General features: G+C 41.4%; 14 protein-coding genes and 2 pseudogenes. 9 read left to right on the top strand and 7 right to left on the bottom strand.

What is annotated here, in order from left to right; all coding sequences use genetic code 11:
* Window positions 1-192: pseudogene (locus tag VB693_RS25890) on the bottom strand (glutathione S-transferase); the annotation flags it as partial.
* A 119-nt stretch (window positions 193-311) separates the two neighbouring features.
* On the opposite strand from VB693_RS25890, the pseudogene VB693_RS25895 reads away from it, so the two are divergent.
* Both VB693_RS25895 and VB693_RS25900 read left to right on the top strand, forming a co-directional pair.
* Window positions 312-905: pseudogene (locus VB693_RS25895) on the top strand (Uma2 family endonuclease).
* 151 nt (window positions 906-1,056) lie between these two features.
* Window positions 1,057-1,437 (top strand): calcium-binding protein, encoded by a 381-nt coding sequence (locus tag VB693_RS25900; protein WP_323268755.1) that lies wholly within the window; start codon window positions 1,057-1,059, stop codon window positions 1,435-1,437.
* A gap of 2 nt (window positions 1,438-1,439) precedes the next feature.
* Here the strand turns inward: VB693_RS25900 and VB693_RS25905 are convergent, their stop codons facing one another.
* Window positions 1,440-2,000 (bottom strand): sugar O-acetyltransferase, encoded by a 561-nt coding sequence (locus VB693_RS25905; protein ID WP_323268786.1) that lies wholly within the window; start codon window positions 1,998-2,000, stop codon window positions 1,440-1,442.
* Between the two features lie 69 nt (window positions 2,001-2,069).
* Here VB693_RS25905 and VB693_RS25910 point away from each other — a divergent pair, with 69 nt between their 5' ends.
* A complete protein-coding gene (locus VB693_RS25910; RefSeq protein ID WP_323268756.1) occupies window positions 2,070-3,089 on the top strand; it encodes a tRNA-dihydrouridine synthase family protein in 1,020 nt (339 codons plus the stop codon).
* 16 nt (window positions 3,090-3,105) lie between these two features.
* Here the strand turns inward: VB693_RS25910 and VB693_RS25915 are convergent, their stop codons facing one another.
* Together VB693_RS25915 and folB are read right to left on the bottom strand one after the other, a co-directional pair.
* A complete protein-coding gene (locus VB693_RS25915; RefSeq protein ID WP_190697984.1) occupies window positions 3,106-4,404 on the bottom strand; it encodes a diguanylate cyclase domain-containing protein in 1,299 nt (432 codons plus the stop codon).
* Between the two features lie 500 nt (window positions 4,405-4,904).
* A complete protein-coding gene (gene folB, locus VB693_RS25920; RefSeq protein WP_190697987.1) occupies window positions 4,905-5,267 on the bottom strand; it encodes a dihydroneopterin aldolase in 363 nt (120 codons plus the stop codon).
* Window positions 5,268-5,391: 124 nt separating this feature from the next.
* On the opposite strand from folB, the gene menD reads away from it, so the two are divergent.
* Window positions 5,392-7,176: a 2-succinyl-5-enolpyruvyl-6-hydroxy-3-cyclohexene-1-carboxylic-acid synthase gene (gene menD / locus VB693_RS25925; protein WP_323268757.1), complete on the top strand. Its 1,785-nt coding sequence runs from the start codon at window positions 5,392-5,394 to the stop codon at window positions 7,174-7,176.
* Here the strand turns inward: menD and VB693_RS25930 are convergent.
* The 3 genes from VB693_RS25930 to VB693_RS25935 are packed head-to-tail and all read right to left on the bottom strand — an operon-like array spanning window position 7,157 to window position 8,536.
* Window positions 7,157-7,555, bottom strand: a complete 399-nt coding sequence (locus tag VB693_RS25930) for an RNA-guided endonuclease InsQ/TnpB family protein (protein ID WP_323268758.1) — start codon at window positions 7,553-7,555, stop codon at window positions 7,157-7,159. The genes menD and VB693_RS25930 overlap by 20 nt on opposite strands.
* The gene (locus VB693_RS29140) at window positions 7,474-7,680 is read right to left on the bottom strand and encodes a helix-turn-helix domain-containing protein (protein ID WP_416233428.1); all 207 of its coding nucleotides are present in this window, start codon (window positions 7,678-7,680) and stop codon (window positions 7,474-7,476) included. The genes VB693_RS25930 and VB693_RS29140 overlap by 82 nt, the downstream gene beginning before the upstream one ends.
* Window positions 7,681-7,696: 16 nt before the next feature.
* Window positions 7,697-8,536: a prephenate/arogenate dehydrogenase gene (locus VB693_RS25935; RefSeq protein ID WP_323268759.1), complete on the bottom strand. Its 840-nt coding sequence runs from the start codon at window positions 8,534-8,536 to the stop codon at window positions 7,697-7,699.
* Between the two features lie 374 nt (window positions 8,537-8,910).
* On the opposite strand from VB693_RS25935, the gene VB693_RS25940 reads away from it, so the two are divergent.
* The 5 genes from VB693_RS25940 (at window position 8,911) to VB693_RS25960 (ending at window position 14,703) form a co-directional block, all read left to right on the top strand.
* A complete protein-coding gene (locus VB693_RS25940; RefSeq protein ID WP_323268760.1) occupies window positions 8,911-10,473 on the top strand; it encodes a pentapeptide repeat-containing protein in 1,563 nt (520 codons plus the stop codon).
* A gap of 115 nt (window positions 10,474-10,588) precedes the next feature.
* A complete protein-coding gene (locus tag VB693_RS25945) occupies window positions 10,589-11,176 on the top strand; it encodes a DUF1517 domain-containing protein (protein ID WP_323268761.1) in 588 nt (195 codons plus the stop codon).
* A 98-nt stretch (window positions 11,177-11,274) separates the two neighbouring features.
* Window positions 11,275-12,129, top strand: a complete 855-nt coding sequence (locus tag VB693_RS25950; RefSeq protein WP_323268762.1) for a hypothetical protein — start codon at window positions 11,275-11,277, stop codon at window positions 12,127-12,129.
* A gap of 179 nt (window positions 12,130-12,308) precedes the next feature.
* Window positions 12,309-13,697 (top strand): 3' terminal RNA ribose 2'-O-methyltransferase Hen1, encoded by a 1,389-nt coding sequence (locus VB693_RS25955; protein WP_323268763.1) that lies wholly within the window; start codon window positions 12,309-12,311, stop codon window positions 13,695-13,697.
* A 172-nt stretch (window positions 13,698-13,869) separates the two neighbouring features.
* The gene (locus VB693_RS25960) at window positions 13,870-14,703 is read left to right on the top strand and encodes a potassium channel family protein (protein WP_323268764.1); all 834 of its coding nucleotides are present in this window, start codon (window positions 13,870-13,872) and stop codon (window positions 14,701-14,703) included.
* Window positions 14,704-14,753 lie beyond the last annotated feature (50 nt).

Here is a 14,753-nt window from a genome sequence, read left to right on the forward strand (position 1 = left end):
GATTATCATATGTGTTAAAGCACAACCTAGGGCTTGATCAAACAAATTATCATCTAAGAGGTTGACTCGGATAATATTGATGCGATGTTCGATAGTTCGTTGAAGAGCTTCCATGCGGGAGTTTTCGGGTTCTGGATAAGTAACATCTGGTAGCCTAAACTAGCGACCTTTATCTACTCGCGCTTTATTGACCGCGTTTAAAAATCAAACATTTGGGATGTAACCATAAGCCCTTATTAGCCCATCAAACGCCTCAGTTTTACAGCAATTCCAGATTATAATCGAAATAAAGTCATAAATAGCATTTAACTATGACTCTCCAAACCTTAGATAAAAATACCACCATTCCAGAACAGCGATTTCTCTTACCAGGTCATTACACCTGGGAAGAACTGGAGACAATAGAAACATTAACCGCAGATGCAGCAGGTTTGCGAATAACTTATCTTGATGGGTGCATTGAATTTATGACGCTGGGTGAACAACACGAAATGATTAAAACCATTCTTGGTTTTTTACTAGAATAATATTCCTGTGAAACAGGTATAAATCTTATCCCAGTAGGTAGTGCTACGCGTCGCGCTAAAGAAAAAAGTGCATCATTTGAACCTGATGAATCTTATTACATAGGAGAAAAAAAAGAAAATCCCGATTTAGCAATTGAAGTTAATATCACCAGTGGCAGTATTGACAAACTAGAAAAATACAAACGATTTAATATTACTGAAGTTTGGTTTTGGGAAAATAATCAATTATCCCTATATCGTCTAAAAAATGATAACTATGAGCAAATTAATCAAAGTGAATTATTCCCTGATTTAGATATAGAGTTATTAGCAAGTTGTGTTTTAATGCCTTCAATTATTGATGCTAGAAAACAATTCATTGCAGGAATAAAGCAATAGCTGTAGTTTGACTTCATCTTCTCATCCTACTATCACCAGCTATCATAGACGATTCCACTAACATTGATCTTCACCGATGCGTAAGGCTTCTCGACAGTCCTTGCTAAAACGATTAATATATCAAACTGTATAATGATCAGGTTGGGATTTTATGGCTAGTGTAGAACGCGACGAAACCAGGGAAAATCGCATTGAACAAGAGATTATTGTCGATGCTGAGGATAAAGAAGACCGGGCTATGGGTTGGTATTACTACCTAGACGACACTTTAGATTTTCCCTTTATGGGTAAGTGGAAGAAGAAGTCACGCAAAACTTCTACCATTGAGGAAAAACCAGTAGAAGTCTTGGGAATGGCCCCAGAAGATGATTGTTTGAAAGATATGTATGTGGAAGTTGCTTACATTGGGGGTAAGGAAGATGATGTACATTCTGCCAAGCTGTCTGATATAGAAGCAGTTGATGCAGATGGTGACACTCAAGAAGCGATCGCAGATTGGATGTATTGGCTAGCTAGAGGCTACAAGTTTTAATTTTAAGGTAAATACCGGACTATTCGGCAGGGATTACCCACTGCGACAACTTTTGCTGGTATATCTTTCACGACTACACTACCAGCACCAATTGTAGTATTGTCCCCAATGGTGACTCCTGGGCAAATAATTGCACCACCACCAACCCAAACATTATGACCAATTTTAATGGGGGCAGCTAATTCTCTCGCAGTCAGCCGAATTTCCGGTTCTGTGGGATGGTAGGCTGCATAAATCTGGACGTAGGGAGCTAACAGGACATTTTCCCCTATTTCGACTTGATTACAGTCTAAAATTACACAACCATAGTTCATGTACGCACCATTACCTACGGAAATGTTACTACCATAGTCACAATGAAATGGCGGTACTATGGTGATTTTCTCTCCCACTTTACTAAACAGTTCTTGTAAAATTTGTTGGCGTTGCTGTGATTGTTCTGCGGTGGTTGCATTATACATTTGTAGGAGGCGACTAGCCCGCTTTTGATCAGCTACTAATTCTGGATCATCTGCCAGATATAGTTCGCCTGCTAGCATTTTTTGTTTTTCTGTTTTTTCGATCATATATTTTTAAGGATATACATAAATCATACAGAGACGTTGCAATGCAATGTCTTTACTGCAATCGCTATGTCCCAGGTATTGCTCCCCCAATTGCTCCACAACGACTTACCCCTCACCGCTCTTGCGCCAATGCAGGATGTGACCAACCTCTGGTTTATGAAGGTCATAGCCCACTACGGCAGTCCTGACTACTTCTTCACCGAGTATTTCCGCGTCAATGATACCTCACGGCTAAATCGTAGCATTCTGGCAGCAATCACCGAAAACGATACCGGTCGCCCTGTTTTTGCTCAAATGATTGGCGAAAGCATTCCCGATTTAGTCAGAACAGCACAGGAACTCTGTCGCTATAATATCGCTGGAGTTGACTTAAACATGGGCTGCCCAGCACCGAGAATCTATCGCAAAAATGTTGGGGGTGGATTGCTGCTCTCACCAGAAAAAGTGAATCGGATTTTGGGAGAATTACGGCAAGCCGTAAACGATCGCCCTTTAACTGTCAAGATGCGCGTAGGCTTTGAAAATACAGATACTTTTTATGAAATACTAGATATAATCAATCGCCACAGCATTGATTTGCTGAGTGTGCATGGTCGCACTGTGAAAGATATGTACCACGGGACTGTGAAATATGATTTGATTGCGGAAGCGGTCAAAAGGGTTGATTGTCCTGTGCTTGCTAATGGTAATATTTACTCGGCGACAACTGCCCTGGAAGTCCTTTCTCAAACGGGTGCGGCGGGTGTGATGGTGGGACGTTGGGCGATCGGGAATCCTTGGCTTTTTAATCAAATTCGCCAGGCTTTGCGTTGCGAGCCGATTACACCCGTTCCTTTAGTGGAGGTACGTAACTATATTGATCGTTTATGGCGCACTCCCAGAGCCTCAACTATGCCAGAGCGATCGCGGGTTGGCTACCTTAAAATGTTCCTTAACTACATTGCTTTGAGTGTTGATGCTGAAGGTCAGTTCCTGCGGCTGATGCGACGGACGCAGACCGAGGTAGAAATGTTTAACCTCTGCGATCGCTTTCTCCTGGCTGAAGGAACGAAAACTTTAGCCCTATCACCCTACTCAGGTGTATAATTTGCATTCAGAACTACTAACGATTGGCAGCTTCATTAAATACATCATAACGAGCTTTTCCTTGTTGTTTGGCACGGTACATGGCATGGTCAGCAGCCCTGAGTATACTTTCTGCTTCATCAGTGCCACCATGATTTAAAGTAATACCAATGCTAGCTGTCGTATATATTTGATGTCCGTTGAGATTAAGTGGTAAACCCAGGGTGTCTTGAATGCGTTTGGCAACGTTGATAGCATCATTAACATCTCTAATATCTTCTAACAAGACGGCAAATTCATCGCCACCAAATCGCCCTACAGTATCACCACTGCGTACACAAGATTCTAAGCGTCTAGCGATCGCTACTAAAAAATCATCCCCCATACCGTGACCAAAGCGATCGTTAATGCCCTTGAAACCATCTAAATCTAGAAACAACACGGCAAAACGATAATCGGTGCGGCGTTTGCTACGTTCAACAGCTTGTTTAAGGCGATCTAAAAATAAAACTCGATTGGGTAGTGCTGTCAGTCCATCATAGACAGCATTGTGGAGTAGTTGTCTTTCCGTTAGCTTGCGTTGAGTAATGTCTTGAAACAGCAACACTGCACCAGTAATACTACCATCGCGATCGCGGATAGGTGCAATATTATCTCCCAATGGTATTTCTTGACCATCTTTAGAAATCAGTATACAGTTTTCTGGTAAATTCACCACCTCACCATCTTGGATTGACTTTTTCGCTAAACTCTCAATTAATTCGTCCATATCTTTATCAACTAAACTCAAAACTTCCGTGAAATCCTTACCAACCGCTTCGTTTTGTTGCCAACCAGTTAATTTTTCTGCCATTGGATTCATCATTTGAATACAACCATCCGTCAGGGTGACAACTACGCCACAACCCATGCTGTTAATAATTGCTTCCATTCTCTGTTTTTCTACTTGTAATTTTCTGTGGCTTTGATATCTCTCTACAGCCATTTCCACAGAAAGATGTAAGTCTGGTTCTCTGATGGGCTTCAAAATATAGCTGAAAGGCTCACTTAGTTGATGTTTATGCAATTGTATATATTGCGAATACTCTGTTATATATAATACTGGTATATGGAATTTATTTTGAATAATATCTACTACCTGTACACCATTGATTTCTCGTGTTAAATGGATATCAAATAATACTAGATTAGGGTGATGCTCTGCTACATTTTGAATTGCTTTATCAGCCGAATCTGTAATCTCTAGAACATTATGCCCTAACTTTTGTAAACTATCTTTAATATTGAATGCTAGGAGTTTTTCATCCTCAACAACTAGGATTTTGCGGGGGTGCATATTCAAATAACCTATCTGCTAAGGCTCAGATATTGTTGTTTTGTCAACTCCATCTGAAAGTGAATAATTATATGATAATCAATCTCTAAAATATCGGTGTAATTGCTTGACTAAACTATGGAATCCTGCTGGAATTTATGTTTTAAAACTAGAAAATTATTCACCGTTACACAGATTATTAAATCACGCTGTTCAAGGAAAATTTCCTGCTTTTAAGTGTTAAATGTAAATTATTCTTATATATAGTAAGGGTTTTCTATTAAACTAAAACAAATGACGAATTTTTAATCACAAAGTGTTAGTACAGCCATAAATAATTATTACTAAAAATCTGTATATTCCACAACAAATTAACAATTTACAATTTAAAAATAAAAATATTCTTGAGAAAGCAAGAACCCCAGTTTTTCCTATAAACCGGGGTTCTCAAATCTCACAATTATCACCAATCAAATAAAAACTAAAATTCCCTAATTAAAATTATGGGTGTCCCCTATCCCCTATCCCCTATCCCTAGTCAGTTCAATACTAATTTTGCCGCCAAAATCTGGAATAGGTGCAGCAGGCTTGGTGACTATAACTTGAACTTGTGTGATTTGAGCGCACTCTTGGATGATAGAATCAGCGATCGCACCTGCTAACCGTTCAATTAAAGCAAACTTAGAAGTTTTTACCAGATGTTGAATCAAGCTAATAACACCACGATAATCTAGAGTATCAGCGATCGCGTCAGTTTCGGCAGCTTGCGCTAGATCCAACCATAACCTCACATCCACTTCAAACCATTGTCCTAGAACCTGTTCCTCTGGTAGATATCCAGTGTAGCCATAGCAGCGAATTCCCGTTAAATGAATGCAGTCCATTTCAAACTCAACCCCTGTAAATCGTTTTGTCTAACTTGACCAAACGAATTTTAAATTGAATTTCCTATACAAAATTAAAATTAACTTCTCTGAGCATCTGAATTACGAATTACGAATTATACCTATGTCTGATGTGATACGGTTCGCCGATAAAAATATTAATCAACTTTGGGCTTATATCTTTACCGAAACGCTGAAGCGTTTAGGATTGACTTGTGCAGTCATTTGTCCTGGTTCTCGTTCCACACCCCTAGCAGTCGCCTTTGCTCAACAAGTTCCTGAGATTGAAGCAATTTCTATTCTGGATGAACGTTCCGCCGCCTTTTTCGCCTTGGGAGTCGCCAAAGCCACTGGTCGTCCTGTAGCGATTGTTTGCACCTCTGGGACTGCGGGGGCGAACTTTTACCCAGCCGTCATTGAAGCCAAAGAAAGCCGCGTCCCATTATTAATATTAACCACCGATAGACCGCCAGAATTGCGAGACTGCCATTCTGGACAGACTATAGATCAAGTAAAACTTTATGGTAGTTACCCAAACTGGCAAACAGAACTAGCCATACCTTCCCCAGAGATGGGAATGCTAGCATATCTGCGACAAACATTAATTTATAGTTGGCAGAGAACTCAAACTCCAACACCAGGGGTAGTACATTTAAATATTCCCTTCCGTGACCCCCTAGCACCCATTCCCGATGGTGGTGACTTGAGTCATTTACTAGCTAACTTTCACCCAGAAAAATTTTTTGCCAGCATTACAAATCTTACCCCAATCCCTAATCCCCAATACCCAATACCCAATACCCAATCAGATCGAGGAATCATTATTGCTGGAGTTGCCCAACCATATCAACCACAGGAATATTGTAGAGCGATCGCCAGACTTTCCCAAAACCTCAAATGGCCTGTGCTAGCCGAAGGACTTTCCCCAGTCAGGAATTATGCTGAACTCAACCCCTATCTCATTTCTACCTATGACCTGATTTTGCGAAATCAGCAACTAGCCCAACAGTTAGCACCTGAGATGGTAATTCAGATAGGTGATCTGCCAACCAGCAAAGAACTGCGTACCTGGCTAGACATTCACCAACCCCTACGCTGGATAATTGACCCCAGTGACCAAAACCTCGACCCCCTGCATGGAAGGACGACGCATTTGAGAATGAGAGTTGAGCAACTTTTGGACAAGGAAGTAAAATTTTCCGCAACTTCTTCTGAGTATTTGCGGATGTGGTGTGATGCTGAAGCTAACGTTAGGGAGAATGTGGACGCAACTTTTGCACAAATGGAAGAATTAGTTGAATGTAAAGCCGCCTGGTTAATTTCTCAGACCCTACCACCAGAGACACCATTGTTTATCGCCAACAGTATGCCTGTGCGGGATGTGGAATATTTCTGGAAACCGAATAATTTAGGAGTGCGATCGCATTTTAACCGAGGCGCAAATGGCATTGATGGCACATTGTCCACTGCTTTAGGAATTGCCCACCGTAATCAAAGTAGTGTGATGCTAACAGGAGACTTAGCTTTATTGCATGACACTAATGGTTTTTTAATGAGAAATAAATTTGTAGGACACCTGACAATTGTCTTAATTAACAATAATGGCGGCGGCATCTTTGAAATGTTACCCATCGCCAAATTCGACCCACCATTTGAAGAATTTTTTGCTACTCCCCAAGATATTGATTTTGCTCAATTATGCGCTACATATGGTGTACAGCATGAATTAATTACCTCTTGGCAGCAGTTACAGCAAAGATTAAACCCACTACCAAACATAGGAATCCGGGTTTTGGAATTGCGCACAAATCGTAAAAAAGATGCCAAATGGCGAAAGGATAATTTAGGAATTTTTGCTACAAATAGTGACTTAATTGACACTCTCACCGCTAACCACAAAGCGGTGTAGCGGGAGATTCTTGCTTCTCAGAAACACGCTTTTTGGTACAAGTACCAACGAGTCTTACTGCTTCTCCACAAGCTTGAAATTCTGTGTGTCCCACAGTATTTGTTTCTAGTATTCTTATCCCTTCTGCCCTTAAGTTCCGTGAAGCATTTTCATCTCTGTCATGGGTTGTTTGGCAACTTGGACAAATCCACTCACGGATACTTAAATTCAGTAAATCATTTTTATGCCCACAGCATGAACAAAGCTTTGAACTGGGAAAGAATCTGTCAACTTGAACAAATTTACCTCCCTCTCTTTCTAGCTTGTAGCTGATGAAATTAAGCAGCATACCAAAACCAGCATCATGTTGAGGTAGAAATTCCAAACAAAGCGGGAACATCCAAAGCTTTTAGCTAAGGATATTTCTTGCTCTTTGTTTGGATAAATTCTGACCTTCAGTACATCTAACATCAATACATTGTTGAGAAAGTTGCGTAGCATCCTTTTAGAATCCCCCGAATTCATTCGGGGGAGTAGTCAACTAATCAACAAAATTAGGTCTGGCTTGGTGAGTTGACTGTAACTTTGTTTCTAAAATTGTCCAATTTTCCTGTTCAATTAAATTAATTAATTCATCAAGATTTTGGCGATATTGTTGCAATGAAACCAACAAAGCTTGGCGATTATATTGCGCCATCATCACACCTAACTCTGGATTACCGCCACCGACACGGCTAGTATCTCGAAAACCAGAACTAGCTAGATTTTGGGCTAATTGTAAAACTTCTGGGTCAGTTTCACTCATGCAACTGGCTATTAAAGAAGAACTGACCATCACAGGTAAATGGGAAATCCAACTGACAGCGCGGTCGTGTTGCTCTGGCTGACAATGATAAATATTAGCACCGAGCGATCGCACAATTTCTTCGACAACGGCAACAGCATCAGCTGGTGTGTGCGGCTCTGGTGTTAATACATAGGGTCTACTAACAAACAAATTTCTCTCGGCCGCTTCAATCCCACTATCAGTAGTTCCCGCCATCGGATGACCACCAATAAAATTTGCCCACATAGGCGAAATCGCTTTGGCTATTGGTGCTTTCACTGAACCCACATCAGTAATCACCGTAGTCGGAGATAAATGCTTAATTAACTGCTCAACTTGGGGAACAATAAGTCCGATAGGGGTACAAATAAACACAACCTCTGCGGTTGCTAACAGGTTCATGTTGACAGATGCTGCATCGACGCTACCTAAAGCTACTGCTGTTTGACAAGTAGATTCCTTGCGACTGACTCCTAAAACATGATGACCTTGCGATCGCAAATCATAACCCAATGAACCACCAATCAATCCCAGTCCTAAAATCCCAATTTTCATTTTCAATCTGCAAGCCTACTTTACAAAGTTACTGTGATTTGCAGCTAAATAGACCACACCTTGGGGGATTGACCGATGCCCATTTTAGATTTTAAATTTTGGATTTTGGATTATTTCTTTGGTACAAGCCCCGCCCTTTGTGGGCGGAACAAATCTAAAATTGCAAATCCCCAAGCTGTATCCCCTTGTGGGTACAGTCAATCTAAAAGACGCTCTCTACGAGACGCTGCGCGAACGCGGACTCGCTAACGCTTCGCTATCACAAATCTAAAATCCAAAATTGATTGACCTTGCCAAATCCCCGTAAACTCTCCGGGATCAATCCAAAATTTAAAATCTAAAATCCAAAATTGTTTGACTTAAGGGTAGCATCGATGAATGTAGAGGAATTGCTGAAACAATACGCGGACGGAGTAATCAACTTTAGCGGTGTTGACCTCTCGGAAGCTAACCTGAGTGGTATTAAACTCAGTGGAGCAAATTTCAGTCAAGCAAATTTGAGTGTGGCTAATCTCAGTGGTGCAAATCTCAGCGAAGCCAACTTGAGCCATGCCAAATTAAATGTAGCTAGACTTAGTGGTGTCAATCTCACAAGTGCTATCCTCAATCATTCCTGTCTAAATGTCGCTAATTTAATTCGTGCTGATCTCAGCCGCGCTCAATTGCGAGGAGCTTCACTAGTGCGTGCTGAATTGATTCGCGTCGAACTGAGCCACGCTGATTTATTTGAAGCTAACCTTAATGGTGCTGACTTACGTGAAGCAACACTCCGTCATGTTGACCTCCGCCACGCTAACCTAACAGGAGCGATATTAAAAGGTAGTTCCTTGACTGGAGCTAACTTAGAAACAGCTAACCTGAACGGTGCTGATTTGAGTCGAGCTGACTTAAGTAGTGCCAACTTGCGAGATGCTGAACTCAAACAGGTAAATTTAACTCGTGCTAATCTCAGTGGTGCAGATTTGAGTGGGGCTAACCTACGTTGGGCAGATTTAAATGGTGCTAATCTGAGTTGGGCAGATTTGAATGGTGCAAAATTGAGCGGTGCTAGTTTAGTGGGAGCAGACCTAAGTAATGCTAATTTAACCAATGCCAGTTTAGTCCATGCCAACTTAACTCAAGCCAAATTAATTAAAGCAGAATGGATCGGTGCGGATTTAACCAGTGCTGTTCTCACAGGGGCAAAACTTTATTCTACATCCCGGTTTGGCTTGAAAACTGATGCTTTAATCTGTGAATGGGTGGATTTGAGTCCTGATGGCGATCGCTCCATTATTCAAAGATTCGATACGGAAGCTGCACGAGATTTTTTTAACGAAACGCCCCCAACTATTTGTATTGTTATTGATGCCGCCTTAGAATCAGAAGCCAACTTTGCTTTAGCTGGGGCTTACTATCACATCGCTCAAGAATATAAACTGTGTCAACACCCCCCCAGTATCGAAGTTAGCCGTCGTCGTACAGTGCTAACCTTCCGAGTTGATAGCGACGCAGCTTTATTACCTACAGCTTGTATGGCAATTCTTCCCTTTAGGGATGCTGTCAATACTCAAAAAAACATTTACACAATGGTAGAAACGATAGTAAAAGAAGATATCTCCCCCCTAGAGCTAAAAACACTCCAACGGGTGAAGCAATTAACCACGCTGATAGAACAAGCTATAGCTCAGGCACAGAAAATTAGACAAATAAAAAAAAATCTGGAGTTAGCAGCTAAAATTAATTTCTTTAAAGCCGCCAGCCAAACAATACTCACCAATACCAGTGGACAGACTTTGATAGTACATCACAACCCGAATTTCGGTAAACGGTTTGTAAGTGCTGGTGATCATGTTAACTTTTTAGGTGATTCACCAGATAACTCAGCTAAACCTACACTACCTGCATTAAATATAGTGATTGATTTTGTCAAAACTTTTCACTACATCAGTGAGTAAAAGGTGACAGGTGATAGGTGACAGGTGATAGGGGACAGGGGACAGGGGACAAGAGAGGAAAATCTCTTTACCCCTGCACCCTTATTTCTTAAAATTCTTATGGGAGAAAGAATAGATGTCGAATATCTTCAACAAAATGATGGGTCGGACTCGCTATGTGGTCTGTCGCTTATTTCTGCATTTAGCGGGGTCGGATGTCGCACCAATTTTGGGAGAATTAAATAGGATAGCTAGAGATGCGATCGCAGCCGAGGGCGATATGCAAGTTATGGGAGAGGGCTTAGTAGACCTGTGCGAAACTCTGGTGAGGTATGATGAATACTGGCTTTCTGCCTCTAATGAAGGTGATGTCTTCTGGAATGAAGGCGACGCAGGAGATTTCGTCAATGACTTATTTAGCGATTCTGCGGAAAGATACGGTGCTGATTTAGAGTTAGATTCTGCTTCAGACCAGTCTCTATCCCTCCCCGCCACACGCAACATTGTAGTGATGATCACAGTGGCTTTTGAAGGAGAAGTACCCGATTTAGAAACAGACTTAGCTAGTATTCAAGCATTGAAGGAAGGCTTGAAAGCCTTAATCAATTTACATTACAACCACAAACTCAGGGCTGTCCAAGTACACTTCTCTCCAGCACGCTTAGGTGATGAACTAACTAATGATCAGCTCTTGCAATATTACCCAGAGTTGATACCTTTGTAACCATTCCTGTCACCTATCACCTATCCCCTGTCACCTATCCCTGTCACCTTCTAACTCCAGTGATAACTTGTTAAGCTCAAAGATAAGATAACAATTTCATGATTATGTCCATACTACGCAAATTTACCGTTTTTCTTTTAGCCGTGAGTTTGTGCTTGACAACTGTTGCTTGTGGAGGAGGAAACCAAACTACCTCTACAAATAAGAATGTCAGCCAAACTTCTGCTCCTACCAAATTGAGTGATGGTCAATACTCAGTCCAACAAGCTACTTATGATGATGGTTCTGGCGAGTACACTTTATTTTTACTCAATAGCACACCCCCGACTTTTGCAACTGAAAATTTGCAAATGGCCAGGCTAACCGATGATGAAATCAAAGAAGGGAAGAAAACCTATCTAAAGGTAGACAAGGGACAGCCAGTTTTATACTTGACAGAAGACTTTAAAATTGAGTACGTCCACAACGTCACCGAGACTAAAACCAATCCTAATACTGGACAGCAAGAAACAGTTGTAGTCCGTCGAGAAAGTGGTTTTTGGGCCCCCTTTACTGGTGCGTTAGCTGGTCAAGCACTAGGTAGCCTGTTATTTAGACCCCAGTATTATGTACCTCCTGTATATCAGCCCGGAGGATTAATCACTGGCTATGGCGGCTATGGTAGAACCTATGGCCAAGCTGTTGACAGTTACCGGACTCGCTATAACTCAGCACCAGCCGCAGTCAGAAATCGCACTGCTTTTAGGACTACAGGGACAATTAGAAGGTCATCGGGTAATTCCAATGTTCGTTCTACAACACGCACAACCCGCCCCTCTGGTTCTGGGTTTGGTAGCAGTACCTTAAAACCTTCTGGTAGATCGACTACCACCAGACGCAGCCCTAGCAGTAGTAGTTTTGGTAGCGGTCGTTCTTCCGCCCGTCGTTCAACTGGTTTTGGCAGAAGACGCTAATCAACTCACAATTTCATCGAGTTGCAGTTTAAGTTAGTAACTTAAGTAGGGAGTAGGGATGAGGATAAATTCTCATCCCTACTTTCTTTATTTCAATACCTTTCTTTGCCAAAAATTTTTCGTAATCGCTTAACATTGAGCAGTATTTATTTACTATTCGCATATCTTCCTACCAGTGAATGCTGCTTACCATCACCACGACTTACTCCCCAGCCACGGAGTTAGGCTACTTACTACATAAACACCCAGATCGTTGTCAGTCCTTTGCTCTCAGTTTTGGACAAGCGCACGTTTTTTACCCGGAAGCAAACGACGATCGCTGTACAGTCGCGCTGTTGTTGGATGTTGACCCGGTAAAATTGGTGCGGGGAAGGAGTAAAAGCCTAGAACAATATGTGAACGATCGCCCTTATGTGGCATCATCATTTATGAGTGTTGCGATCGCACAAGTTTTCAGCACGGCTTTAAACGGACGCAGTAAAGATAAGCCAGAATTAGCTCAAACTCCTATACCTCTAGTGGCGAAACTATCTGTATTACCCTGTCGTGGTGGTGAAGGTTTCCTCCGGCAATTATTTGAGCCGTTGGGTTACACTGTGAAAGCCACAGGTCATGTTTTAGATGAAACATTCCCAGAGTGGGGAGAAAGTAAATATTTCACTGTCGAATTGCAAAACACCGTCACTGTTAGCGATTTGTTAAGTCATCTCTATGTTTTAATTCCCGTACTTGATGACGACAAACACTACTGGGTAAACGATGAAGAAATTGACAAGTTACTACGTCATGGTGAGGGTTGGTTATCGCAACATCCAGCCAAAGAACAAATTACTCGCCGTTACCTCAAACGCCAGCATCGCCTGACGCGTCAAGCTTTAGCGCAGTTGGTAGAGGAAGATAATCCTGACCCTGATAGTACAGAAGAAACTCACGCTGAGGAAGAAGCGGCGGTAGAAAAGCCCATTAGCTTAAATCAGCAGCGCATGAATGCGGTGAGTGAGGCTTTAAAAACAAGTAATGCTAGGCGCGTGATTGATTTGGGTTGTGGACAGGGAAATTTATTAAAAATGCTCATTAAAGATAGCTTTTTTGAGCAAGTTACAGGTGTAGATGTTTCCTACAGGTCATTAGAAATTGCTCAAGAAAGATTAGACCGCTTGCGTCTTCCTCGTAATCAATGGGAACGATTACAACTCATTCAGAGTGCGCTGACTTATCAAGATAAACGTTTTTCTGGTTATGATGCGGCTACTGTTATTGAGGTAATTGAGCATTTAGATTTACCGCGTTTAGTCTCATTTGAGCGAGTCTTATTTGAGTTTGCTAAACCAAAAACAGTAATAGTAACAACACCGAATATTGAATATAACGTTAAGTTTGAAAATCTGCCGACGGGGAAACTACGACATAAAGACCACCGTTTTGAATGGACGCGATCGCAATTTCAAGCTTGGGCAAATAAAATCACAGAAAAATTTGGTTACACTGTAAAATTTCAATCTATTGGGGAGGAAGATTCAGCAGTCGGTTCACCTACGCAAATGGCACTGTTTAGCCTGAATAATTAACCTCAGATGTTCAAAATCATGCCTTCTGATTGGTGTCATTGACCAATTGTTTGACTAAATTAAATATTAAAAGTGATATGTTGCTGACTTTATTTAGATTAGTCAATTCAAATCACAAAACTTTTTCAGAAAGTGTTGCTAAAGTTTGAGCCAAAGTTATTCAGAAAAAACTATGAATGAACCTAACTTTTCTCGAAAACAAGACCTAGAAGCACAACGTAGCGAGATTTTACAACAGCTAGAAGAGTGGCTAGAAATCCCAATGTTAATTCTGGCATTTACTTGGTTAGCACTTTTTATAATTGAACTGATTTGGGGTTTAAATCCTCTACTGGATGTGATTGGTATCACTATTTGGATAATTTTTATTCTAGATTTTGCCGTGAAACTAGTCTTTGCTTCACGTAAACTTTCTTATATCAAAAGCAATTGGTTAACCGCTATCTCTTTGATGATACCCGCCTTGCGTACCTTTCGCATTGTAACAGTAGTGCGATCGCTAGCATCAGTCAGAGCCATCAGAGGATTACAACTGTTACGAGTGATGACACGCACGAATAGAGGAATGCGCGCTTTAGGCGCAACTGTTCAGCGTCGAGGATTTGGTTATGTACTATCACTAACAGCCATTGTCACCTTAGTAGGCGCAGCTGGAATGTATGCGTTTGAAAGTGATTTACCCAATGAATCTGGGTTTAATAACTATGCTAATGCGCTGTGGTGGACAGCAATGCTCATCACCACAATGGGTTCTGAATATTGGCCTAAAACCCCTGAAGGTAGATTGCTGTGCTTTTTCTTAGCAGTATATGCGTTCGCTGTGTTTGGCTACGTCACCGCAACCCTTGCAACCTTCTTTATAGGTCAAGACGCAGACGATGATGAAGCAGAATTAGCAGGTGCAAAATCAATTACCGCACTTCAAGCGGAAATAGCAGCCTTGAGAGCTGATATTCAAGCATTATTGCAGCAAAATCCTAACCCGGAAAAAGATTGCAGAGATTAAAACAGATAACTCTTTGCACCTCTGCGCCTCTGCGCCTCTGCGTGAATAAA

Origin of the sequence: Anabaena sp. UHCC 0399 (assembly GCF_034931465.1) — a bacterium.
Classification (GTDB): Bacteria; Cyanobacteriota; Cyanobacteriia; order Cyanobacteriales; family Nostocaceae; genus Trichormus; species Trichormus minutissimus.